This window comes from Novilysobacter selenitireducens (assembly GCF_020026895.1).
Taxonomy (GTDB): domain Bacteria; phylum Pseudomonadota; class Gammaproteobacteria; order Xanthomonadales; family Xanthomonadaceae; genus Lysobacter_C; species Lysobacter_C selenitireducens.
The window spans coordinates 459,016-482,105 of sequence record NZ_JAINZW010000002.1 but is presented as its reverse complement, the minus strand read 5'-3'; the positions used below and the strand labels follow the sequence as shown (position 1 = coordinate 482,105).

General features: G+C 67.5%; 19 protein-coding genes and 1 pseudogene. All 20 read right to left on the bottom strand.

Going from position 1 to position 23,090, the window contains the following annotated elements; translation table 11 throughout:
• Nucleotides 1–9: 9 nt before the first annotated feature.
• On the bottom strand, nt 10–2,475 hold the full coding sequence (locus K6753_RS06005; RefSeq protein ID WP_223675318.1) for a phosphoketolase family protein: 2,466 nt from the start codon (nt 2,473–2,475) through the stop codon (nt 10–12).
• The gene (locus tag K6753_RS06000) at nt 2,472–3,386 is read right to left on the bottom strand and encodes a ribose-phosphate diphosphokinase (RefSeq protein WP_024889940.1); all 915 of its coding nucleotides are present in this window, start codon (nt 3,384–3,386) and stop codon (nt 2,472–2,474) included. The genes K6753_RS06005 and K6753_RS06000 overlap by 4 nt, the downstream gene beginning before the upstream one ends.
• Nucleotides 3,383–4,900: a thymidine phosphorylase family protein gene (locus tag K6753_RS05995; RefSeq protein ID WP_223675317.1), complete on the bottom strand. Its 1,518-nt coding sequence runs from the start codon at nt 4,898–4,900 to the stop codon at nt 3,383–3,385. The genes K6753_RS06000 and K6753_RS05995 overlap by 4 nt, the downstream gene beginning before the upstream one ends.
• Nucleotides 4,897–6,282, bottom strand: a complete 1,386-nt coding sequence (locus K6753_RS05990; protein ID WP_223675316.1) for an MBL fold metallo-hydrolase RNA specificity domain-containing protein — start codon at nt 6,280–6,282, stop codon at nt 4,897–4,899. Before K6753_RS05990 ends, K6753_RS05995 begins: the two co-directional genes overlap by 4 nt.
• Before the next feature lie 22 nt (nt 6,283–6,304).
• Nucleotides 6,305–8,698 (bottom strand): heavy metal translocating P-type ATPase, encoded by a 2,394-nt coding sequence (locus K6753_RS05985; protein WP_223675315.1) that lies wholly within the window; start codon nt 8,696–8,698, stop codon nt 6,305–6,307.
• Nucleotides 8,695–9,360, bottom strand: a complete 666-nt coding sequence (locus K6753_RS05980) for a methyltransferase family protein (protein ID WP_223675313.1) — start codon at nt 9,358–9,360, stop codon at nt 8,695–8,697. The genes K6753_RS05985 and K6753_RS05980 overlap by 4 nt, the downstream gene beginning before the upstream one ends.
• A 1-nt stretch (nt 9,361) precedes the next feature.
• Nucleotides 9,362–9,676: a DUF2933 domain-containing protein gene (locus K6753_RS14660; protein ID WP_065427866.1), complete on the bottom strand. Its 315-nt coding sequence runs from the start codon at nt 9,674–9,676 to the stop codon at nt 9,362–9,364.
• A complete protein-coding gene (locus K6753_RS05970; protein ID WP_223675312.1) occupies nt 9,673–10,185 on the bottom strand; it encodes a MerR family DNA-binding protein in 513 nt (170 codons plus the stop codon). Before K6753_RS05970 ends, K6753_RS14660 begins: the two co-directional genes overlap by 4 nt.
• Before the next feature lie 172 nt (nt 10,186–10,357).
• Nucleotides 10,358–13,507, bottom strand: coding sequence for an efflux RND transporter permease subunit (locus K6753_RS05965; protein WP_223675310.1), 3,150 nt, complete (start codon nt 13,505–13,507; stop codon nt 10,358–10,360).
• A 1-nt stretch (nt 13,508) separates the two neighbouring features.
• Nucleotides 13,509–14,921: an efflux RND transporter periplasmic adaptor subunit gene (locus K6753_RS05960; protein ID WP_223675309.1), complete on the bottom strand. Its 1,413-nt coding sequence runs from the start codon at nt 14,919–14,921 to the stop codon at nt 13,509–13,511.
• The gene (locus tag K6753_RS05955) at nt 14,918–16,147 is read right to left on the bottom strand and encodes a TolC family protein (protein WP_223675307.1); all 1,230 of its coding nucleotides are present in this window, start codon (nt 16,145–16,147) and stop codon (nt 14,918–14,920) included. Before K6753_RS05955 ends, K6753_RS05960 begins: the two co-directional genes overlap by 4 nt.
• Nucleotides 16,148–16,369: 222 nt before the next feature.
• Entirely contained in the window at nt 16,370–16,792 is a 423-nt protein-coding gene (locus K6753_RS05950) for a hypothetical protein (RefSeq protein ID WP_133321320.1), read from the bottom strand.
• Nucleotides 16,793–17,034: 242 nt separating this feature from the next.
• Nucleotides 17,035–17,235 carry a heavy-metal-associated domain-containing protein gene (locus K6753_RS05945; RefSeq protein ID WP_100322961.1) on the bottom strand — a complete coding sequence of 67 codons (201 nt, stop codon included), beginning with the start codon at nt 17,233–17,235 and terminating at the stop codon, nt 17,035–17,037.
• A gap of 154 nt (nt 17,236–17,389) precedes the next feature.
• On the bottom strand, nt 17,390–17,869 hold the full coding sequence (gene cueR / locus K6753_RS05940; RefSeq protein ID WP_223675305.1) for a Cu(I)-responsive transcriptional regulator: 480 nt from the start codon (nt 17,867–17,869) through the stop codon (nt 17,390–17,392).
• A gap of 106 nt (nt 17,870–17,975) precedes the next feature.
• Entirely contained in the window at nt 17,976–20,549 is a 2,574-nt protein-coding gene (locus K6753_RS05935) for a heavy metal translocating P-type ATPase (protein ID WP_223675303.1), read from the bottom strand.
• Nucleotides 20,550–20,671: 122 nt separating this feature from the next.
• Nucleotides 20,672–20,875: pseudogene (gene tatB, locus K6753_RS05930) on the bottom strand (Sec-independent protein translocase protein TatB); the annotation flags it as partial.
• 33 nt (nt 20,876–20,908) lie between these two features.
• A complete protein-coding gene (gene tatA / locus K6753_RS05925; protein ID WP_096209561.1) occupies nt 20,909–21,142 on the bottom strand; it encodes a Sec-independent protein translocase subunit TatA in 234 nt (77 codons plus the stop codon).
• A 104-nt stretch (nt 21,143–21,246) separates the two neighbouring features.
• On the bottom strand, nt 21,247–22,176 hold the full coding sequence (gene copD, locus K6753_RS05920) for a copper homeostasis membrane protein CopD (RefSeq protein ID WP_223675301.1): 930 nt from the start codon (nt 22,174–22,176) through the stop codon (nt 21,247–21,249).
• 10 nt (nt 22,177–22,186) lie between these two features.
• Nucleotides 22,187–22,570 carry a copper homeostasis periplasmic binding protein CopC gene (gene copC, locus K6753_RS05915; protein ID WP_100322964.1) on the bottom strand — a complete coding sequence of 128 codons (384 nt, stop codon included), beginning with the start codon at nt 22,568–22,570 and terminating at the stop codon, nt 22,187–22,189.
• Nucleotides 22,571–22,671: 101 nt separating this feature from the next.
• Nucleotides 22,672–23,040, bottom strand: coding sequence for a four-helix bundle copper-binding protein (locus K6753_RS05910; RefSeq protein WP_223675299.1), 369 nt, complete (start codon nt 23,038–23,040; stop codon nt 22,672–22,674).
• Between the last annotated feature and the right edge of the window lie 50 nt (nt 23,041–23,090).

Sequence of the window (23,090 nt, the reverse complement as noted above, 5' to 3'; positions counted from 1 at the left end):
CCGGCCGGCTCACGATGCCTGTCCCGTTTCCGGGCGCAGGACGGTGGCCGGATCGCCGCGACCATCCACTGCCGCCAGCTCCGCTTCGGACAACAGGCTGCCACGGGACTCGCCGAGGACGCCCGCGGCCGCGTCGACCACGTGCGCCCAGGTGCTGCGGTTGGCGAACAGCAGGCCGGGCACGTCCAGCGTGCCGCCGCGGTTGACGAAGCCCAGCGCCGCGGTGGTGGCCGGGCCGGTGTCGAGCCGGCGCAGGGCGCCGAGGAAGGGTTCGGGGCGGGTGTGGGTGACGAATACGCGCGGTCGGCCCACCGGGAACAGCGCCTGGACCGCGCTGTCGGAGTGCACGTACCGCGCCTCCTCCGGATCGCGCGGCGCGCGGAACCGGCCGGGCTCGCCGAGATAGACGATCGCGGCCGACACCCCGCGTTCGGCCAGGCGCGCCTGCGCGCGACGCACTTCCTGCAGCTGGTACGCGCCGGTGGCCACCAGCAGGATCGCCGCCGTCGCCGGATCGCCGGCCAGGCAGGTTGCGCCGGTCACGGCCAGCGCCTCGGCCTGCTGTGGCGTCAGCTCATGCGGCACCGGGCGCTTGGGGACGACCAGGGTGGTGACCGTGCCGCGTTGCGCGTAGGCGTGGGCGAGGGCCGCGGCGGCGCCATTGGCGTCCGGGGGAAACACCACGCGCGAAATGTCGGCCATTTCGCCCAGCAGCGCCTCGGCCATGGTCGGATCCTGATGCGACTGCTCGTTCTTCGCGTTCTCCCAGGTGTGGGAGGTCAGCACCAGGGGCACGCCCAGCCAGCCGGGCGGACGTCCCGCCTGCGCCTGATGGCGGGCGAAGATCAGCTCCTGGCGCACGGCGCCCAGCATCTTCGGTGCGAACGCCTCGTAGGTGACCACCAGGTTCAGCCCGCCCTTGTTGCCGAGTGCGGCGCAGACCACGGCTTCCTCGTTGAGCGCGGTGATGACCGCGCCGGTGGGCGATTCGGCGACGCCGGGCTCGGGCTCATGCACCCGGTGCTTCATCGCGTCCAGGGTGCGGTCGAGCTTGTTGCTGCGCAGCTCGTCGGGATTGCCCACGCGCACGCGTAGGCCCGGGTTCGCTTCGGCGATCGCGACGAACTGCTCGTCGAGCGCGGTCATCGGCGAGCTCTCGCCGCCGGCGTCGCGGTCGGCGATCGCTGGAACGCGGGGCGGGTCCACCTGGCGGTCGGCCAGCGCATGGTCGCGCTCGCGCACACGCTGCTGGAGATCGTGGCTGTTGAGTGCGGCAATGGCCTCATCGAGCTCGGACGCGGCCACGAACAGCGCCCCGGCGCCTTCATTGAAGAGCGCGCGTGCCTCGGCATCCTTCGCGGGATTCCCGGGAAGGGGCAGGTTGTGCGAGGCGTTGGTCCCGGCGCCGGGGAAGCCGAATCCCTTCACGGTTTCGGCGATGCCATAGGGCAGCCGCACGTCGATATCGGGGACCGCCGCGCCCGCTTGCAGGCGCGACTCCATCACGTGGATGCCCCACGCGATGCTGGCCGGATCGCGCCCGTCCAGGGCGATCGGATCAAAGCCGTTCAATCGCAGGTGCCGGTCCAACCATCGCTCGCCGCCCTGCTGGGTGATCTGACTGCGCTGTTCGATGCGCCGCCCGTTGAGGATGATGATCGGGCTGACCAGCCCGCTGTCCTCGGCACGCCACCAGCGCGGCGCCCAGTCGCTACCACGCTGTTCCTCGAACGCACCGTCGCTGAGGAAGGCCACCAGGCGTTCGTCCTTGAGCGGCGCATGCACGTACTGCAGTTCGGCGAAGCCGAGATAGCCGCCTTCCATCACGCCCCCGGCGGTGTGCGCATTGACGTGGGAGCCGAGGGGCGACGCCGGCGTTCCGTCCGGATTGAGGGTGTAGGCATAGAAGTCGCTTACGAACCGGCTCAGCCCTTCGCCGGTGCGGTCGTAACGTTCGGCGTGCCGGTCGGTCATGTTGCCAACCAGCACGTTCAGCGCGTCGATGGCGGCCACGCAGTGCCCCTGGCCCATCATCCACGCGCGGGTGACGCCATCCAGGGAATCCATCAGCAGGTAGCCGGCGTAGGCGGGCACCATGTTGAGGGACCCGCCGGTGTGGCCTTCAGGCGTGGTCTTGAAATCATCGACCTCCAGGGCCGCGCCGTCGGTACGAACGCGCTGGCTGTAGGTCATGTGCGCCACCAGCCACATGCCGGCGCTGGTGACGCGGTCGGCCGCGGCGAGCCGCTGCCATGCGGTGCCGGCATCCGGCGTGCGGCCCAGGGCGACCAGCTCGTGCACCATCTGGCGGACCCGGAGCTGGGTAAGCGGGTCATGTCGGATCACCCCGTAGCCGGCCGCCCAGTGGGCGAACGCGGGATCGGCCTGCCGGTGGGCGTCGGCGAGTTCAAGGATCCGCTGGCGCTCGGCGGCCGACAGCTGGTCGGCGGTGCAGCAGTTGAGATGCAGGTTCATGGGTCCTCCGGGGAATCGGTCGAAGCGGTCATCAGGGTCGATGCCGCGGCGGCGAGGTCCGCACCCAGCGCGATGGCGTTGGAGGGGTGGGAAATGGTGTCAGTGCTGACGATGCGGGCCAGGCCCGCCTCCTGCAGGCGGGCATAGGCGTCGCCTGCGAACACCGGATGGATGGCGACCAGCAACGGCGACGGCAACGACAACCGGCGCAGGTGTGCGAGGGTCTCCAGGATCGTGTGGCCGGACGACACGATGTCGTCGATCAGCACCGGAGTCCGACCAGCCACGGCTGCCGGGTCGGGCAGGCTGACGCGCACGTCGTAGTCGCCGTGCCGCTCCTTGGCCAGCACCTGGTAGGGCATGCCGGACAGGGCGGCGATGTCCGCTACCCACTGCTCGCTCTCGCTGTCAGGGCCGATCAGCACAGCGTCGGGGACGGTCTCAGCGATCCAGCGGGCCACGGCCGGCGTCGCCGATACGTGGACCGTCGGAATGCGGTAGAGCGACTGCAGGCGCTCGACGCGGTGCAGGTGCGGGTCCACGGTCACCAGCCAGTCGAAAGCCTCTTCGAGGAATTGCGCAAACAGCGGTGTACTGACCGCCTCGCCGCGATGGAAGCGGGTGTCCTGGCGCATATACCCCAGGTAGGGTGCGATGAGGCCGACCGAACGAGCCCCGAACTCGCGCGCGGTCCGGGCGGCGAAGCGCAACGGGAGGGCCGTGGCATCGGCGTTGCGCAGGCTGGCCAGGAGCGCCACATCGGCTCCGGCCAGTGCGTCGTCCAGGGTGACCAGCGACTCGCCATCTGGGAAGTGCCGCCAAGCCACGGGTGCAATGCGCGCCTGCAGGGGCTGGTTGATGTTGCCGGCCAACACTGCATCGGCCGGGAAGGGCATCAGCACACGGGTCATGGAACCTCTCCAAGCACAAAGGGTTGCAGCGTCGCGGCGTGCTCCAGGGCGTAGGCCAGTTCTCCCGGCGACTCCGCATGCAGGGTCATCATGGGCTGTCCGCGCTCGACCGTATCGCCGATCCGCAGACCGGTTTCGAGGCCGGCGGTGGGGGATGTCGGGGCGCCGGCCAGCTTGGCCAGTTTGGCCAGCCTGCGGTTGTCGATCGCCGCGATGCGGCCCGATGCAGGCGCCGGGACGTCGGCGGTGAACGCCGCCCGTGGCGGTTCGCGGAAGCCTCCCTGGGCCTCGCAGATCGCCAGGAACTTGGCCAGCGCCGCCCCGGAATCCAGCACGCCGCGCGCGCGCTCCAGTCCGGTGCCGGCGTTGCTGCCCGGTGCCATGTCCAGCAGCGCCGCGGACAGCGCAAGTGCGCGTTCGCGAAGGTCGGCGGGTGCATCGGCTGCGTTGCGCAGCACCTTGAGCACATCGTGCGCCTCGAGCGCCGGACCGATTCCCCGACCCACCGGCTGGGTGCCGTCGGAGCGATGGATGCCCAGCTGCAATCCAAGCGCAGCGGCGGTGTGTGCAAGCCGCGTGCCGAGGCTGTGGGCCGCGGCCTCACCTCGCACCTTGGCCGTCGGACCCACCGGCATGTCGATCAGGACGTGGGTGGAGCCCGCGGCTATCTTCTTCGACAGCACGCTGGCCACCAGTTGACCGTCGCTGTCGAAATCCAGCGGGCGCTGGACCCGGATCAGGATGTCGTCGGCCGGGCTCAGGCGCACGTTGCCACCCCACACGATGCAGCCGCCCTCGCGCTCCACCACCCGCCGCATCGCCGCCAGGTCGAGCGCCACCGGCGCCATCACTTCCATGGTGTCGGCGGTGCCCGCGGGCGATGTGATGGCGCGCGAGGACGTCTTCGGGATGCGGTAGCCCAGCGCGGCCACGATGGCCACCACGATTGGCGTGGTGCGATTGCCCGGCAGGCCGCCCACGCAGTGTTTGTCCAGCACCGGCCCTTCGCCCCAGTCCAGGCGCTGGCCCACGGAGATCATGGCCCGCGTCAGCGCGGTCGTCTCCGCATGGTCCAGGCGGTCGCCCGCGCTGGCCGTGACGAACGCGGCAAGCTCCAGGTCCGACAGCCTGCTTTCCATCACGTCCTGCACCAGGGCGAGGTACTGCGCGTCGTCCAGCCGTGCCCCGAACACCTTGGCGCGGAGCGCGCCTGCCGACGCCGCGGGTTCCGCGTGCCGAACCCGGGCCAGTGCATCCGGCATGGGTTCGAGGAGCGTCCACGCGACCTCCGACAGCGCCACCTCGTCAAGTCCCAGCCTGTCGTCGACGACCACGTTCAGCGTCGCCACCAGCGTGCGCGTGCCCACGTCCAGCCTCACGCGCGTCATCGCGGCAAAGCCTTCCGAGCGGCAGACTTCACAGTCGCGATGCATGTAGACCACCGGTTGCTGGTAGGTGTCGATCCCGGCACGGGTGACGCGCAGCCGGGTGTGGCCTGCGGCCTGCCCGGTCATCGCGCATCCCCCAGGCCAACACGCTCCAGGTGCTCCGGCACGCGCGCATGCCAGCCCAGCTCGCGCTCTACGCGTCCGCGCAGCGTATCGGCCGCATCCGGTTCGCCATGGGTGAGGTAGACCATGCGCGGGGCGGACGGCGCGGTGCGCATCCAGTCCAGCAGCTCCCCGGCGTCGGCGTGGCCGGAGAAGCCTTCCAGCTGCACCACTTCGGCGCGGATGGAAATTTCCCGGCCGAACATGCGCAACGTGCGCTTTCCTGCCGCCAGCGCGGCGCCGCGTGTTCCGCCGGCCTGGTAACCCGCGAGCAGGATTGCGTTGCGGTCGTCTGATCCGAACGCCTCGATGTGGTGCAGCACGCGCCCGCCGGTGATCATGCCGCTGGCCGAGATGATGATCATCGGGCCGCGCTGTCGGTTGAGCGCCTTCGACTCTTCTACAGTGTTGACGAAGGTGGCCACGTCGAACATCCGCTGGCAGTCCTCGTCGGACACGTGGTGCTCGGAGTGGTGGTCGTGGTAGTGCCTGGTGGCGTTGATCGCCATCGGGCTGTTGAGGTAGACCGGGACGCGGGGAATCTCCTGCCGCTCACGCAGCCGGGCGATGTGAAGCATGAGCGCCTGGGCGCGGCCGATGGCAAAGGCGGGGATGACGATCACGCCCCCACGGGCAGCGACGCGGCGGATGATGGGGGCCAGCTCCGCCTCTTGGTCGATCGGAACGTGTTCCCGATTGCCGTATGTGGACTCGCAGACCAGTACGTCACAGGCGGGCAGGGGCGTCGGCGGATTCATCAGCGATTCCTGCTGCCGTCCCAAGTCGCCGCTGAAGTGCAAGCGCTGGCCCTGGACATCCAGGCTGACGTGGGCGGCGCCCAGGATGTGACCTGCGGGGTGGAAGCGCACCGTGAAGCCGGGCGCGACCTCGATGTCGCGTTCATGGTCATGTCCCTGCAGCTGCTTCAGGCTGCGACGGGCGTCCTCTTCCGTATAGAGCGGTCGCGGCTCCTTGTGCTTCGAGTAGCCCTTGCGCGCGGCGTACTTCGCTTCTTCTTCCAGCAGGTGCCCGCTGTCGGGAAGCAGCAGGCCGCACAGCGCCACGCTGCCGTGGGTGCAGTGGATCCGGCCGCGGAACCCCTGCTTGACGAGTGCGGGCAGGTAGCCCGAATGGTCCAAGTGGGCGTGGGTCAGGATCACCGCATCGATTGATGCCGCGTCGACGGGAAACGGAGCCCAGTTGCGTTCGCGCAGTTGCTTGTAGCCCTGGAACAGGCCGCAGTCGACCAGCACGCGCTGGCCATTGGCCTCGACCAGGTAGCGCGAGCCGGTGACGGTGCCCGCGGCGCCGAGGAACTGGAGAGTGGGACTGGTTGCGTTGTTCATGGGTGCTCCGGTGGGTTGGCGACTACGCCGCGGTTTCGAGAGAGGAAGGCGTGGGGTCGCCTGCGGTACGTGGGACCAGCCGCACGCGGCGCAGCAGCAAGGCGTTGACGGCGACGATCACCGAACTTCCCGACATGGAGAGCGCGGCGATTTCGGGCGACAGCACGAAGGGATAAAGCACCCCGGCTGCAAGCGGGAAGGCCAGGACGTTGTAACCCACGGCCCAGCCCAGGTTCTGGTGCATCTTGCGCAGGGTGGCGTGGGCGATGGTGGTCGCGCGAACGACGTCGTAGGGGTCGCTGTGCATGAGCACGACGTCCGCGCTTTCGATTGCGACGTCGGTGCCGGCGCCAATTGCGAAGCCCACATCCGCCTGGGTCAGCGCCGGTGCGTCGTTGATGCCGTCGCCCACCATGCCGACCTTGAGGCCCTGCGACTGCAGCTTGATGACTTCGTCGGACTTGCCGCCAGGCAACACGTCTGCCAGTACGATGTCGATCCCCAGATCCTGAGCTACGCGTTCGGCGGTGGGGCGATTGTCGCCGGTGATCATCGCCACTTTGATGTTGCGACGATGCAGTTCGTCGATGGCGGCGCGCGAGGTCTCGCGGATCGCGTCGGCAATTGCGAAGAAGCCCGCAAGCTCGCCGCCTACCCCTGCATAGATCACGGTGCGGCCGGCGCCGGTAAGGCGCGCGGCCTCCGCTTCCAGCACGGATAGATCGATTCCGTGTTCGACCATCAGGATGCGATTGCCCAGCAGGACCTGCACCCCGTCAACCACCCCGGTGGCGCCCTGGCCGTCGATGTTGGTGAAGGCCGTAGCGCGTTCGGCTGCCGGACCGGCGCGCTTGAGGATCGCTTGCGCCAGCGGGTGCTCCGAATGCGCCTCGACCGCAGCGGCCGTGGCCAGTAGCCGCTCCTGCGTCCAGCCCGGTGCCACCGCCATGTCGACCACCTCCGGTGCCCCGACCGTCAGGGTTCCAGTCTTGTCAAAGATCACAACGTCCAGCCGGGCGCTCTTCTCGATGGCTTCGGCGTGTTTGAACAGAATGCCGTGTCGAGCGCCCAGGCCCGTGCCGATCATGATCGCCATCGGGGTGGCCAAACCCAGTGCGTCGGGACAGGCAATGACGAAGACGGTGATCGTCAGCGTGAGCGCGAACATGAGCGGCTGTCCCAGCCACCAGAACCAGACCGCGAAGGTCAGCAGCCCGATCACGATCGCGGCCAGCACCAGCCACTGCGAAGCGCGGTCGGCGAGCAGTTGCGCAGGCGCCTTGGAGTTCTGTGCGGTCTGGACCAGCTTGATGATCTGCGCCAGCGCGGTATCGCTGCCGATCTTGGTGGCGGTGTAGGCAAATGCACCGCTCTTGTTGATCGATCCGCCGACAACGGAGGCCCCTGGGTCTTTGCGCACGGGCATCGACTCGCCGGTCAGCATGGATTCGTCGACCTGGGAGCTGCCTTCAGTGACGGTGCCGTCGACCGGAATCTTGGCCCCGGGCCGCACCACTACGATGTCGCCGACCAGCACTTCCGCAGTGGGGATCTCGATTTCCTGCCCCTCGCGCCGCACCACCGCGCGGGGCGGGGACAGCTTCAACAACGCCTTCATCGCGTCCGAAGCGCCGGCGCGTGCCCGCATCTCGAGCCAGTGGCCGAGCAGGACGAAGGTCAGCAGGACCGCCGAGGCCTCGTAGAAGTTCGGTCCGTCGAAGAAGAACGTCGACGCGATGCTGAACCCGTAGCCGGTGCCCACGCTCAGCAGCACCAGCACCGCCATGTCCAACACACCCCGGCGCAGGGAGCGGATCGCGGCGGTGAAGAATGGCCAGCCCGGATAGACGACCGCGCCGGTCGCCAGCAGAAACAGCCAGACGTTCTCGCGCAGCCCGAAAGGCACCGGTGGTGGCTCCATGAGACCGCCCATGGGCGACCACAGGAACACCGGGATCGCGAAGGCGAGGGCGACCAGGAAGCGGCGGCCCATGTCGCGCGCCGCGGCCTGCAGATCGCTGCCGTGGTTCATGCCCGCATGGGCGTCGTGGCCCCCGGCATCCGTGGCGTCATCGCCGTGGCCGGCGTGGGCGTCAGCGGGGCGCTCTGCGGCCAATTCCTGTCCGTGCCCGGCATGGGCAGCATGGGCGTGCGCGCCTGCGGCGGGGTCGGCATCAGGCATCGGCGCGATGCATTGGAAGCCGCAGTCGCGGATCGCGGTGGCGACCGCGCCCGCCGACAGGCGGGCCGGGTCGTAGGACACCTGCAGGGTCGCGGTAGCGAAGTTCGCGCTGGTGGCGTTGACTCCGGGCAACGCGGCCACGGCCTTCTCCAGCGTGCGCGCGCAGCCGGTGCTCACCATGTCGCCGATGGGCCAGGTGCGCGTGCGCACCGTGGGTTCGTGGACCTGCATCATCGGGCTTCTCCTTGGGATGGGGCGGGGCCGCGCCGGCGTCGGGGGATGAAGGCCGGCACTTCCTGCATGTAGCGGACGTAGTCGTCGCCGAAGCGGCTCAAGCAGTCTTTTTCCTCACGGCGCGCCAGTCGGGCATAGGCCCACACGAGCACCGGATAGCTGGCGAGCGTGAGCAGCGTGGGCCACTGCAGCAGGAAGCCGGTCAGCACCAACACGAAAGCGACGTACTGCGGGTGGCGCATGCGCGCATACACGCCGTCTCGGGCCATCCGGCCCTCACGCTGCGCCCGATACAACACTGGCCAGGCGGCCGACAGCAGCCAGAAGCCACCGCCGATCAGGACGAAGCTCGCCATGTGGAATGGACCAAAATGCGGATTGGCGCGCCAGCCGAACCACATCTCCAGCAGATGGCCCGCGTCATGGCTGAGCCAGTTCACTTGCGGATAATTGGCACTGAGCCACCCGCCCAGGACGTACAACGTCAGCGGGAAGCCATACATTTCCGCGAACAGGGCCACGACGAAGGCGGAGAACATCCCGAACCCCCGCCAGTCCCAGCGGGTCAAGGGCTTGTAGAAGCTCCAGGCGAAGAAGATGAAGAACGCGGCGTTGATGGCGGCCAGCAGCCAAAGGCCGTAGCCGGAGTCGGGTGCCTGCATGTCAGTGCCCTCCGTTCGAGGTGTCGGACGTTTCGTCGTTCAGTGCCCGCTTGCTACGGCTCTCATGCTGGCCATGGGGTGTGTCGTCGGCATTGCCGTCGCGCCCATGACTTCCGGAACCTCCATGACCGCCATGCCCCTTGTGCATGAACACATGCATCAAGGGACATAGCAGCAGGATGGCCAGGGGCAACCAGCGAAGCGTCCCCCCAAGGTGGGCGCGGTGCTCGACGGCGAGATAGAACACGGCCAGCGCCAGGAAGATCCAGAAGACCCAGCGTCGGGAGCCTGAGGGGGCAGGACTGGAGGCTGTCATGGCAAATTCTCCTCTGTGGGGCGGCGTCCAAGAAGTCGCCGCGGGGTGGACTTGACGAACCCGCCGCCTTCAGCAGCGGCAACAGATTCGATCAATGCGCAGACGTCATCGCCAGTCGGAATGGAGTCCGGAAGCTCCGCCCAGGCGTGGATGGCACGCTCCATTCGTCCGTGCATGGCGAGCAGCCTGTCCAGTTGTTGGCGGGTGTCGTCGAGTCTGCGTCGGATGATGTCGCGCACAAGCGGGCAGGGACTATTTCGCAGAACACTGTGGCGAATGATTTCCTCGATCTCCGCCAGCGTGAAGCCAAGCTGTTGCGCGGTGCGAATGAAGTGCAGGCGCTGGAGCTCCGACGCCGAAAACAGCTGGTAGCCGCTCCCGGTATGCGAGGCCGCTTGCAGCAGGCCGCGCCGCAGATAGTTGCGCACCACATGCACCGTGACGTCGCCCTGCTGTGCCAGCTGGCGTACCGTCATCAGAGGCGGCGTCACTTCTTCCTTGGTCGTCATCGGCTTGCTCCCGGCGAGGTGTTGATCAGGCTAGACCTGTGTCTCGCACACAGGTCAACCGGCCTTGCGGTGGGCGAAGCCAGTAACGCGCGAATTGGCCGTAGACGGACGGATGTTCGCGGCCACAGTTGCATGAACCGTCGGTCCCTGCCTGCGTTGAACGGCCCCATCACTACTTCTCCTTGGGTAGTGCGGAGGAGGGGTGCGGCTTCCTGGCCAGCTGCCGCTGCTTGATCAGCGAGTACAGCGCCGGGATCACGACCAGGGTGAGGATGGTCGAAGACACCATGCCACCTACCATCGGCGCAGCGATTCGGCGCATGACTTCCGAGCCAGTACCGCTGCTCCACATGATGGGCAGCAGGCCCGCCATGATCGCGACCACGGTCATCATCTTCGGGCGCACGCGGTCGACCGCGCCTTCGACGATCGCCTCGCGGAGGTCGCGTGCATCCAGCGAGTGGCCTTCGGCCTGGCGCTGCGCGGCGCGCGCCTCGAGCGCGTGGTCGAGGTAGATCAGCATGACCACGCCGGTTTCCGCGGCAACGCCGGCCAGTGCGATGAAGCCCACGATCACCGCGACGCTGACGTTGTAGTCGAGCATCCACATCAGCCACACGCCGCCGACCAGCGCGAACGGCACCGACAGCATCACGATCAGCGACTCGGTGACGCGGCGGAAGTTGAGGTACAGCAGCAGGAAGATCAACGCCAGCGTCACCGGGATAACCACGCGCATCTTTTCGGCGGCGCGCTGCATGTATTCGTACTGTCCGCTCCAGGTGACGTAATAGCCCGGCGGGAATTGCACCTGCTCGGCTACCGCCTCCTGTGCCGCCTTCACATAGCGGCCCAGGTCGCTTTCACGCGTGTCCACGTAAATGTAGGCCGCCAGCATCGCGTTCTCGGTGCGGATGCTCGGCGCCCCTTTCTTGACCTCGATCCGCGCCAACTCGCCGAGTGGCACCTGCGCGCCGCCGGGCACCGGAACCAGCACCTGGGTGCCGATCCGGTGGGGGTCGTCGCGCAGCTCGCGCGGATAGCGCACGATCGCGCTGAACCGCTCGCGGCCCTGGAGGATGGTGGTGACCATCTCACCACCCAGCGCAGCCGCCACCACGTCCTGGACCTCGCCGAGGGTTACGCCGTACTGGGCCAGGCTGCGCAAATCCGGGGTGATGTCGAGGTAGTAGGCCCCGGTCAGGCGTTCGGCGAACGCACTGGTGGTCCCCGGCACTTTGCGCACCACCGCTTCGATCTCGGTGGCCAGGGCGTCCAACTGCTCCAGGTCGTTGCCGAAGAGCTTGATGCCCACCGGCGTGCGGATGCCGGTGGCCAGCATGTCGGTGCGGGCCTTGATCGGCATCGTCCAGGAGTTGGCCACGCCCGGGAACTTCAGCGCCTCGTCCATCTCCGCGATCAACTTGTCGGTGGTCATGCCGTCCCGCCACTCGTCCTCGGGCTTGAGGTTGATGACGGTTTCGAACATCTCCAAAGGTGCAGGATCGGTGGCGGTCAGGGCGCGGCCCGCCTTGCCGAACACCGACTCCACCTCCGGGAAGCCCTTGATGACCCGGTCCTGCTGCTGCAGCAGCTCCGAGGCCTTGGTCACCGACATGCCCGGGAGCGACGCGGGCATGTACAGCAGCGTGCCCTCGTTGAGCGTGGGCATGAACTCGCTGCCCAGTCGTGACGCCGGCCACACGCTGGCGAACAGGGCGACGAGGGCGATCGCGATCGTGGCCATGCGATTCCGCAGCACGACGTCGATGACCGGCCGGTAGCCCGCGACCAGGAAGCGGTTCACCGGGTTCTTGTGCTCGGGCACGATCTTGCCGCGCACGAACAGCAGCATCAGCACCGGCACCAGCGTCACCGACAGCAGCGCGCCGCCGGCCATGGCGAAGGTCTTGGTGAACGCCAGTGGCTTGAACAGTCGGCCTTCCTGCGCCTCCAGCGCGAACACCGGCAGGAACGAGACGGTGATGATCATCAGGCTGAAGAACAGCGCCGGCCCGACCTCGCGGCAGGCGTCGATGATCAACTGGGTGCGGCTGCGGGAGCCATCGGAGCGCTCGATGTGCTTGTGCGCGTTCTCGATCATCACGATCGCCGCGTCGACCATTACGCCGATCGAGATCGCGATGCCGCCCAGGCTCATGATGTTCGAGTTCATGCCCAGCGCACGCATCGCGATCACCGCGATCAGCACGCCGACCGGCAACATGACGATCGCGACCAGCGCGCTGCGCGCATGGAACAGGAACACCAGGCACACCAGCGCGACGATCAGGCTCTCCTCGAGCAGTGTCGTGCGCAGGGTCTTGATCGCACGCACGATGAGATCGGAGCGGTCGTAGACCGCCTGAACGCTGACACCCTCGGGGAGTCCACTCGCAAGCTGGGCGATCTTGTCCTTCACACCCCCGATCACGGCCAGGGCGTTCTCGCCGAATCTCGCAATGACGATCCCACCCACGACGTCGCCTTCGCCGTCCAGGTCGGCGATGCCACGGCGTTCGTCGGGCACCAGTTCGACTCGGGCCACATCGCGGATCAACACCGGCGCGGCTCCTTCGGCGCGCAGCACCAGGTTTTCGATGTCATCGATGCCGCGCAGGTAGCCACGACCCCGGACCATGTACTCGGTCTCGGCCATCTCGATCACGCGGCCGCCAACGTCGCGGTTGCTCTCGGCGATGACCTCGGACACCCGTGAAATCGGGATGTCGAATTCGCGCAGCCGGACCGGATCCACGGTGATCGAGTACTGACGGACGAAGCCGCCGACGCTGGCGACCTCGGCCACGCCGGGCGCGGTGGTGAGCTGGTAGCGCAGGTACCAGTCCTGCATGGCGCGCAGCTCGTCCAACGAGTGGCGGTCGCTCTTGAGGACGTACTGGTAGACCCAGCCGACGCCCGTGGCGTCGGGCCCGAGCGCCGGTGCCACGCCGGGCGGCAGATTCTTCGACGCGACGTTGAGGTTTTCGAGCACGCGTGAGCGCGCCCAGTAGAGGTCCGTGCCTTCCTCGAAGATGACGTAGATGAAGGAGGCGCCGAAAAACGAGAAGCCGCGGACGTCCTTCGATTTCGGAACCGAGAGCAGGGCGCTGGTCAGCGGATAGGTGACCTGGTCCTCGACCACCTGGGGCGCCTGGCCCGGGTACTCGGTGAACACGATCACCTGGACGTCCGACAAATCTGGTTGTGCGTCCAGTGGCGTGTTCATCAGCGCATAGATGCCGCCGGCGACGATCGCCAGCGTCATCACCAGCACCAGGAAGACGTTGCGGACCGACCATTCAATGAGGCGACCAAGCATGTCAGTGCCCCTCGTGGCCGGTGGCGGAGGGCGGAGCCTCCTCCGGGGTGGCCGGCATCGAATGACCCGCGTGCGGATCAGCGGCTTCGTCACCATGGCCTGCGTGCGGGTCGGAGGCGCCATCACCGGACCCGGGCTGCGGATCCTCGCCGGTGCCCGAGGGCGCCCCGTGTCCTGCGTGTCCCTCAAGTCCCTCGAGTGCCGACTGCAGGTTGCTTTCGGCGTCGATCAGGAAGTTGGCGGAGACCACGACCTGTTCGCCCTCTGCCAAGCCGTCGAGGATCTCGATCCGGTCACCGCCGCGCCGCCCCAGGGTGACATCCCGCGGCGCGAAACTGCCGGGGCCGGTCTCGACCAGCACCACCTGGCGGGTGCCGCTGTCGAGCACGGCCGAGCGCGGGACGGTCAGGACCGGTCCGGACCCCGGCTCCTCGAGCAGCACCGTTCCGTAGAGCCCTGGACGCAGATCGCCGGCCGGGTTGGGCAGCGCGATGCGCACGTCCACCGTGCGGGTCATGGCATCGATGATGGGCTGCACGAAGGCGACTTCGCCCTCGGCCACCTGGCCAGGCAGGGCCACGGTTTCAAACCGGGCCGCCTGGCCGGGCTTGATGTCCGCGGCCTGCGCCGCGGGCACCTTGGCGATCACCCACACCGTCGACAGGTCGGCCAGGCGCAGGATGGTCTCGCCCGGCTCGAAGCGCGCGCCCTGGACCACCGGCTTCTCGATCACGACCGCGTCCGCGGGTGCGGTGAGCACCAGGGCCGTCTTGCCGAGCTGCGCGTCGCTGATTTCCCAGTTGCGCAGGCGGGTGCGGGCGGCATCGCGCAGCCGGATCATTGACGCCGCGCTCGCGGGATCGGACCCGGCCAGCCTGCGGGCGGTCTCGTCGGCCAGCCGGTATTCCTGCTGCGCCGCGGCCAGCTGAGGGCTGTAGACGGAGAGCAGCGGCTGCCCGGCGCGGACCCGCATGCCGGTCTGGTTCGCGTACAGCCGCTCCACCCAGCCTTCGAAGCGCGGGGCGATCGCGTACTGCCGGGTCTCGTCGACCTCGACCGTGCCGCTGGTGCGCACGGTGGCGGACAGGGCCCCACGCCTGACCGCTTCGGTGCGCACGCCCAGCGCCTGCACCTTGTCCGGCGGCAGCACCACCGTGCCCGGTGCCGCCGGCGGTGCGTCGTCGGCATAGACCGGGACGTAGTCCATGCCCATCGAGTCCTTCTTGGGCACTGGCGAGGTGTCGGGCAGCCCCATGGGATTGCGGTAATAGAGCACCTTGCGTTCGCCGGCGGGCGCCTCAACCGACGTGCCCGCGGTCGGGGAATCGTTCGTGGCGCGGCCGGCCATCCAGCCGACGGCGAGGGCGGCGAGTGCAACGCCGATAGCGAGCGACAGGGTCTGGACACGGGTCATCGGATCTCTCCTTCGATGGCGCGCACGGCGGCGGCGCCCAACAGTTCGTCACGCAGTGCATCGACCCGTGCGAGGTCGGCGCCCTGCCATTCATTGAGTGCTTCCAGCAGCGTCCCGAAGTCGACTTCGCCGACCTGGTAGCTGGCCAGCGCGGACTGCCAGGTGGCGTCGGCCTGCGGCAGCAGCGTGTTCTCGATCAGTTGCCGGCGTTCGCGTGCGCTCGTCCACCGCGCCCAGGCGGAGGCGCCGCGTTCCTCCACGGCCCGCAGCGTGGCGTCCATGCGCGCCAGCGCCGCGTCTTCGAGCAGGCGCGATTCGCGCTCGCGCTCGCGGCGTGCACGCTGCTGGAACGGGATCTCGACCTCCAGCATCAGCTCGGTGCTTTCGATGCCGTTGCCGAACTGCATCGCACCCACGCCCACGGTGATGTCCGGGAACCGGTTGCGACGCTCCAACACCACGTTTGTGCGCGCGGCTTCGGCGCGGGCCTGCTGTGAGCGGACCGCGGGGTGCGCGTCGGCGCCATCCAGTGCTTCGGCCAGGGAGGCGCTTTGAACGACTAGGCGCGGCGGCTCATCGGGAGTCGCCAGCGGCGAATCGGATCGGCGCCCCAACACGGCGTTCAACGTGGCGGCCGCCTCCTGCTTGGCCGCGAGGCGTTCGATCCGCTCGCGCTGGAGGCTGGTCTGCTCGACCTGGGCGCGGATGGCATCCTGCTGCGCCGCGCGGCCCAGGGCGTAGCGCACGCCGGCCATCTCTTCCACCTGGCGGAGCAGGGCGATGCGGCGATCGAGCACGGCCACGGCCTGGTCGGCATGCCAATACCGTGCGTAGGCCGCCTCGGCGTCGGACAGCAAGTCGCGCGCAGTGGTGAGGCGATCGAGTCCGACCGCGATCGCGTCCTGGCTGGCCGCGGTCCGCGCCAGGCCTCGCTTGCCCCAGAGCGGGAAGCGCTGGCGCAGCGCGTAGTCGACCTGGCGCTCGGCACCGGCGGTGCGCCACGGCTTGTCCGGATCCAGGCCGCGGAATCCAACGGAGGCCATCGGGTCAGGCAGGGCGCCCGCCGGCAGGATCCGTGCTTCGGCGGCCTGGGTTTCGAAGTCCAGTGCCCGGAGCTCGGGGTTGTGTTCCAGAACCCAGGCGCGGATCGACTCGAGGCTGTGCCCCGGGATGGGTTCTGTTGCGGTCACCGGCAGCGCCAGCGCCCACAAGGCGCCGGCGAGCACGCAGGGAAGCAGGTGCCGGAGCGGTGGCCGACGGCGGAAAAGCGGGCGAGGATGCAGGCGCCTGGCCTGCAGTCGGTCGAACGGAGATGCCATATCAGTGTCCTTGGGCCGACGCGACGCAGGTCGCTCGGACGAGGGCAGGAGCACATGCCGTGACGCAGCCACGGCGCGAACGCACAGGACCGCGCCGCACAGTTGTGCGGGCGGGTCAGCGTTCGGGCATCAGATCAGCAGGAGAGCCGCGGGATGGGCGGTGGGCCGGTGCCAGGCGGCCCTGGGGGGCGATTCCACCCAGCTGGGCGTGACCCCTGGGCCGGCATCGGCGACCTCGGCCACGACGAACCAGGAGACCCACGCTCCGACAAACAGCGGCGGGACCGGTGGGATGCGCCCACTGTCGGCCGAAATACCCCCCTCGCTGCAGTGCGCGGCACACACCGCCCTGTCCGCCGAGGGAAGCTCCGCGTCGCAGCCGTGGCCGTGGTCGTGGGGGGTATCCGCGCCGGCCGCGACTGCGGCGGCGGGTGTGCCCGGAAGATCCAGGCAGCCGCCATGGCTGGCCAGCGCGAGCTGAGACCAGAGCAATGCCGCCATCGCGAGCAGGGCGGTGCGCTGGAACCAGCTACGGTGACGACGGCGGATCATGGCTTGAGGTTACCTTTTGCTCGGTCAGATGCAACTGATCCAGATCAATCCCCCGGGCAGATCGGGTGACTGGACCGGCATGGCCGCTTTCGGTGTCGCCGAAACCGGAGCCGACCCGGCCAGGCGAAGCGCGCGGGCCACAACCGACACCTAGCTCAGTCTCATGGCGAGCGCCGCAACCATCGGGCTCAGCGGGATCCCCGAGCGCGAGTAGAGCGCGCCGGCGGCGGCCGGAACCAGCTTCAGGCTGATCGCTCGTCCGGGTACCCAGCCTCACTGAGCGCTGAGAGGAACGCGCCCCCGTCCATGTCGCTATCGACCCTCACCTGACGCGTCGGTGGGTCGGTTTCGATGCGGGCTTGGGGGTCCACACTGAGCAGTGCCTTCTTGACGGACTTGGCGCAGCCGCCGCATGTCATGTTTGGAATGTGGAAACGAAGCATCTTGATCTCCTGATCGACTGTGGTGTCGGATCAATATGGGGTTTGACAGCGTGGCAAGGTCAATCGGCTATCAGCAGAATGTTTGCAAGCTGCTCACGGCTGGCCGACAACGGCGCCGAGAACTCTTGCGAATGCACGTCCGACCACGAATGAGTCATCTGACTCCGCGGTTACGCGAGGAGGCGGGCGTGTCGGCCCCAAACCGAGGCGTCCTATGTGGACCCTGCGAACGCGACTCCGCCGCTGTTGGCTCGGCCAGATCCGCAAGGATCGGGCATTCCGGTCGGTCATCCCCGTGGCAGTGCTCTGCCAGATGCTCGAGCGTTCGCACCATCGCCTGCAGCTCGGCGATTCTCGTCTTCAGTCCGGCGGCATGGGCAAGCGCCATCGACTTCACGTCGGCGCTCGCGCGGTCCCGGTCGCGCCACAGGACCAGCAGTTCTGCGATCTGTTCGACAGAGAAGCCAAGGTCGCGTGCGCGACGGATGAAGCGAAGGCTATAAGCGTCAGGCGTGCTGTAGTGTCGGTAGCCGGCCTCAGAACGCGCAGCTTTGGGGATCAAGCCGATCTGTTCGTAGTAGCGGATCATCTTCGCCGACACCCCTGAAAACTTGGCTGCTTCACCGATATTCATCATTCTTCTCCTGGTCACCCAAGGGTGCTTGGTTCGACACGCCATGCCGGCGTCCGCCACATCGATCCTGCCTTGGTGTTCAGTCAGGCGGCACCGTGCCTTGGGATCAATGCTCGATTGCCTGGCGCGGATTGGGCAATGCCGCCCCGCTCTGGGGCATCCCCGTACGGGTTTGGATCGTTATGGGTGCCTGGAAGCGCTTGAGCCGGAGCGCGTTGCCGAGCACGAAGACACTGGAGAGGGCCATCGCGGCCGCAGCGAAGATCGGCGAAAGCAACATGCCGTTCACCGGGTAAAGCACACCCGCCGCGACCGGGATCAGCAGGGCGTTATAGGCAAAGGCCCAGAACAGGTTCTGCTTGATGTTGCGGATCGTTGCTCGGCTGAGTGCGATGGCATTCGTCACGCCGCGCAGGTCGCCCGACATCAGCACCACGTCGGCGGCCTCGATCGCCACATCGGTTCCCGTGCCGATGGCGAGCCCGACGTCCGCTTCGGCCAGCGCCGGCGCGTCGTTGATGCCGTCGCCCACGAAGGCGACCCGCGCGCCATTGGTCCGGAACTTCTTCAGCGCCGCGACCTTGCCGTCGGGCAAGACCTCGGCCGCGACTTCATCGATGCCGAGCTGCCTGGCGATCGCCGCGGCCGTCGCGGCATTGTCGCCGGTGATCATCGCGACCTTGAGTCCCAGCGCATGCAACGCCTTGATCGCCTCGGGCGTGGTCTCCCTGATCGGGTCGGCCACCGCGATCACCGCCGCCAGCCGGCCGTCGATCGCGGCATAGAGCGGACTCTTGCCTTGGTCGCCGAGACGCTGGGCGACAGGCAGGAAGTCCGACACATCGATACCGATCTGCGTCATGAATCGGTCCGCGCCGACGGCGACGGTGCGACCGGCGACCTTGGCCGACACGCCGAAACCCGGCGTGGCCTCGAAGCCCCCGACGGGTGCGAGCGTGATGTCCCGCTGCTTGGAGGCGTCGACGATCGCTTCTGCGATCGGGTGCTCGGAGCGGGTCTCGACCGCCGCGACAAGCGCCAGGACTTCGTTGTATTCGAAGCCTTCGGCAGGCACCAGGTCGGTCAGCTCCGGGCGCCCCTTGGTCAGCGTGCCGGTCTTGTCGAGCGCGATGACACTCACATCGCGCAGCGCCTGCAAGGCCTCGCCCTTGCGGAAGAGAACGCCGAGCTCGGCCGCGCGGCCCGTCCCGACCATGATCGAGGTCGGCGTGGCCAGCCCCATGGCACAGGGACAGGCGATGATGAGCACCGCGACCGCATTGACGAGCGCGAAGGACAGCGCGGGCTCCGGTCCGAAGGCCAGCCAAACAAGGAAGGTCAGCGCGGCCCCGGCCATCACTGCCGGGACGAACCACATGGTGACCTTGTCGACCAGCGCCTGGATCGGCAGCTTGGAACCCTGCGCTTCCTCGACCAGGCGGATGATCTGCGCGAGCACCGTGTTCGCGCCGATCCTCGTCACGCGGAAACTGAAAGCGCCGGTCTTGTTGATCGTGCCTCCGACGACATCGGCGCCCACCCCCTTCGATACGGGGACCGGCTCGCCGGTGATCATGCTCTCGTCGACATAGGAGGCGCCCTCGACGACCTCGCCGTCCACCGGAATCTTCTCGCCCGGACGAACCAGCACGACGTCACCGGTCGCCACCTGATCGAGCGGAATTTCGACCGTATCGCCGTTGCGCTCGACGCGCGCGGTCTTGGCCTGGAGTCCGACCAAGCGCTTGATCGCCTGTGAGGTTCGCCCTTTGGCGCGCGCCTCCAGCGAGCGCCCGAGCAGGATCAGGGTCACGATGACCACGGCGGCCTCGAAATAGACGTTGGCGGTGCCCGGGGGCAGCACGTCGGGGACGAAGGTCGCGACGACTGAATAGCCGTACGCGGCCGCCGTGCCAACGGCGACCAGTGAATTCATGTCGGGGGCAGCGCGCAGCAACGCTGGTACGCCCTTGCGGAAGAAGCGTAGCCCCGGACCAAACAGCACGAGGGTGGCGAGCGCGAACTGGATATACCAGTTCGTCTGCTGACCCAGGACCCCCATCACCCAATGATGCATGGCGGGAATCAGGTGGGACCCCATCTCGAGGATGAAGACTGGCAAGGTGAGGACGGCGGCAATGGTCAAAGCCCGCCGCAGCCCCCGTGCCTCGCTCTCACGACGCTCGGCGTCATGATCGCCTGCACTTGCCGTATCGACGGACAAGCGGCGGGACTTGTAACCCGCCTGTTCGACCGCCGCTTCAAGGTCCGCCGTGGAAACGACCCCGGCAAGGTGGCGCACCCGCGCGCGCTCGGTCGCCAGGTTGACGTTGGCTTCGAGCACGCCCGGGATCTGTGCGAGCGCCTTTTCGACCCGGCCCACGCACGACGCGCAGGTCATGTCCTCGATCGCGAGCTCGGTGGTCTCTTCGCGCACCGTGTAGCCGGCACTCTCGATGGCGCGAACCGCAGCCCGCGGATCGGCCAGGCCAAAGAAGGTGAGGTCGGCACGTTCGGTGGCGAGGTTGACCGCGGCTGTCTGGACGTGAGGGATGGCTTTCAACGCGCGCTCGACGCGGCCGACGCACGAGGCACAGGTCATGCCCTCGATCGGCAGGCTCAAACGGGTGGCGACGCGCGTCGGTGGATCGAGGACCGCGTGGATGGGAGCGGAGGTCATGGAACTAGCTCTTCAGCGAGGACGTGGTACCAAGCTTAAAGATTGCCACGATGGCAAGGTCAAGGACTGAGGCGGCCCGACAGCTCGGCACGTGCTACCCGCGCGGCCAGGCCGCTGCGTTCCTCGCGCGCCTGACTCAGGCTGCGCCGGAGCTCCTCTTCGCCCAGTTCGCGCTCCAGCTCGGACTTCACCGAATGCCATTGCGCGCGCGCGCGCCGGACCCACAGGCCGGCGAACCTTGCAGCGTTCGGCAGGCGCTTGGGGCCCAGCACCACCAGAGCGACCACCGCGATGACGAACAGCTCGGAAAAGCCAATGCCGAACATGCCTTGAGTCGGGCTCGGACCGGAGTCGCGTGCTCAGCGCGGGACACTTTCGTCGTGGTGGCTGCGCTCGGCGTCATGGCTGCCAGCGTTTCGTGCGTCGATGCTCAACTGGGCTGGCGGCGTCACTTGATCGTCGCTGACACCCTGCTTGAAGCCCTTGATCGCTTGGCCAATGTCGTGCCCGGCGTGCTTCAGCCGCTTGGTACCAAACACGAGCACCACGACTGCAAGCACGATCAGCCAGTGCCAGATACTGAAGCTTCCCATAAGAGCCCTCTCAATGGTTGATGAAAAGAACACCTGCTCCGAGACAATGAGTACTGGTAGCTGCGGAGCGCTTGGGTAATCAGTGATGCACAACGGTTGCAGCGCTACATGGGACTGAGGGTCCCAAGCACGGAAACAACGCCCACGATCGACGTGGCCAATATGGCCTCCGCCGCCAGACTCTGCCGCAGGGCGCGCACTTCCTGCGCAGGGTTTCCGCTGGTCAACGCCCGTCCCAGGCGTGGCACCAGCGCCCAACGGTGCAGCGCTCCCAGTCCGAGCATTCCGCCGAATAGAGCGAGCTTGACCAGCAACAGGTTTCCGTAGGTGCTTTGCACCAGCGTCGGCAAGGACCAAGCGGTGAGATCACCGTAGTGCGCGATACCGGACACGATGAGCGCAGCTACGAAAATCGTGCCCAGCGTCGAAAAGCCATGTAGAAAATCATGCGTGGATCGCAGGCGGTCGTTGCGGGAGGCTTCCTTGCCTTGCAGGAGCATCCCCAAGAACATCAAGACCGCTGCGACCCAGCCGCCTGCTGCGAGAAGGTGGACGAGACCCGCGGCAAGCCGGACCGCACCTGCCATGCCCTCGCCAGCAGCGGCGTGGCCGTTCCATGCCAGCGAAGCGAGTGCGCCGCCCGCCAGCGTCGCCGCCAGCGGGAAGGCGGACTCCACCTTTCCGCGGCGGCGATGCCATCCGAGCACACACACCATGGCGATCAGCAGCGCGCCTCTCGCCATGGCTGCGCGGCCTGCGGACGTCTCAAACAGATACCAGCCAAGCGATTCGCGATCAACGTCGGCAATCGGCATTCCCATGATGCCGGCGGTCTTGAATACGACATCGGCCCCGGTGAGCACGAGCCCGACGGCGGCACTCACCAACAGAATGCCCATGAAGGGCCATCCGGCCAGGGCGTCGGCGAGTGCCGGTCGCCGCAAACCATACCAGCCGAACAGCGGAACCCCGAAAAGAACCATGAGAACCATGTATTCCAGGAATCTCAGTGCGTAGGCCGACAGGTCGAACATCCTCGACTCCTCAACGCACCGTGAAGCTGAAGCTGCCCGGCATGGGGTGGTTGTCACCTCCAACAGCGCGGTATTCCACCGTGTAGAGACCTGGAGCCAACGGACGAGGCAACTTGGCACGCAGGGTCTTGCCGTTGTTGACGATCTCGGTCGTGACGTTCTCGATCGGCATAGTGGAACTGCCGTGCTTCATGAGCAGGTTGAGACGCGACGCGCGCGGAATCAGCGTCTCGTTGAACACGAGATCGATCTGGCTTGGGGAGGCCACGACCGCATTTGCTGCCGGTGTGGACTGCTGTAACGCCGCGTGGGCGCGCGCGACCTGCAGCGAAAACTGCCCTGCCGCGATTGCGAGTACGAGCGCGAAAGAGCGAAAAACGCTTGAAGACTTCATATGGACCTCTTTGTGACTGATGCAAAGCCCCGTTAGTGGGCGCCGTGCCTTGTGAAATCGGAGGTGAGGATCCCGCCATCGCAGGCGGGACCCTCGATGCATCAAGCTGCCATGGCGCTGCAGCTTTCCGCGCATCGACGACACGCTTCAGCGCAACGCGTCATCTCGGGGTCGTTCATGGCATCGCATGCATCCGCGCACTGGCGGCAGATCTCCGCGCAGGCACCGCAAATGACGTTATGAACGCTCGTACCGCGCAGCATCGCGTCGGCGCTGGTGGCACAGATATCGGCACACGTCGCCAGCAGGGCGATGTGCTCCGGTGCTGCGTGTGCACCTCCCTTGGTCAGGCAATAGTTGATGGTCTCCAGGCAAATCGCATGACATTGCGTGCAGTTGTCGATGCACGTGTTCATGGCCTGGGACCGGTGGTCTTCGGAATGGTGAGTCATGTGGATCTCCTGCTTCATCGCGGACGAGAATCGGCGCGCCCGCTACACCGCCCCCTGATTCGCCGATG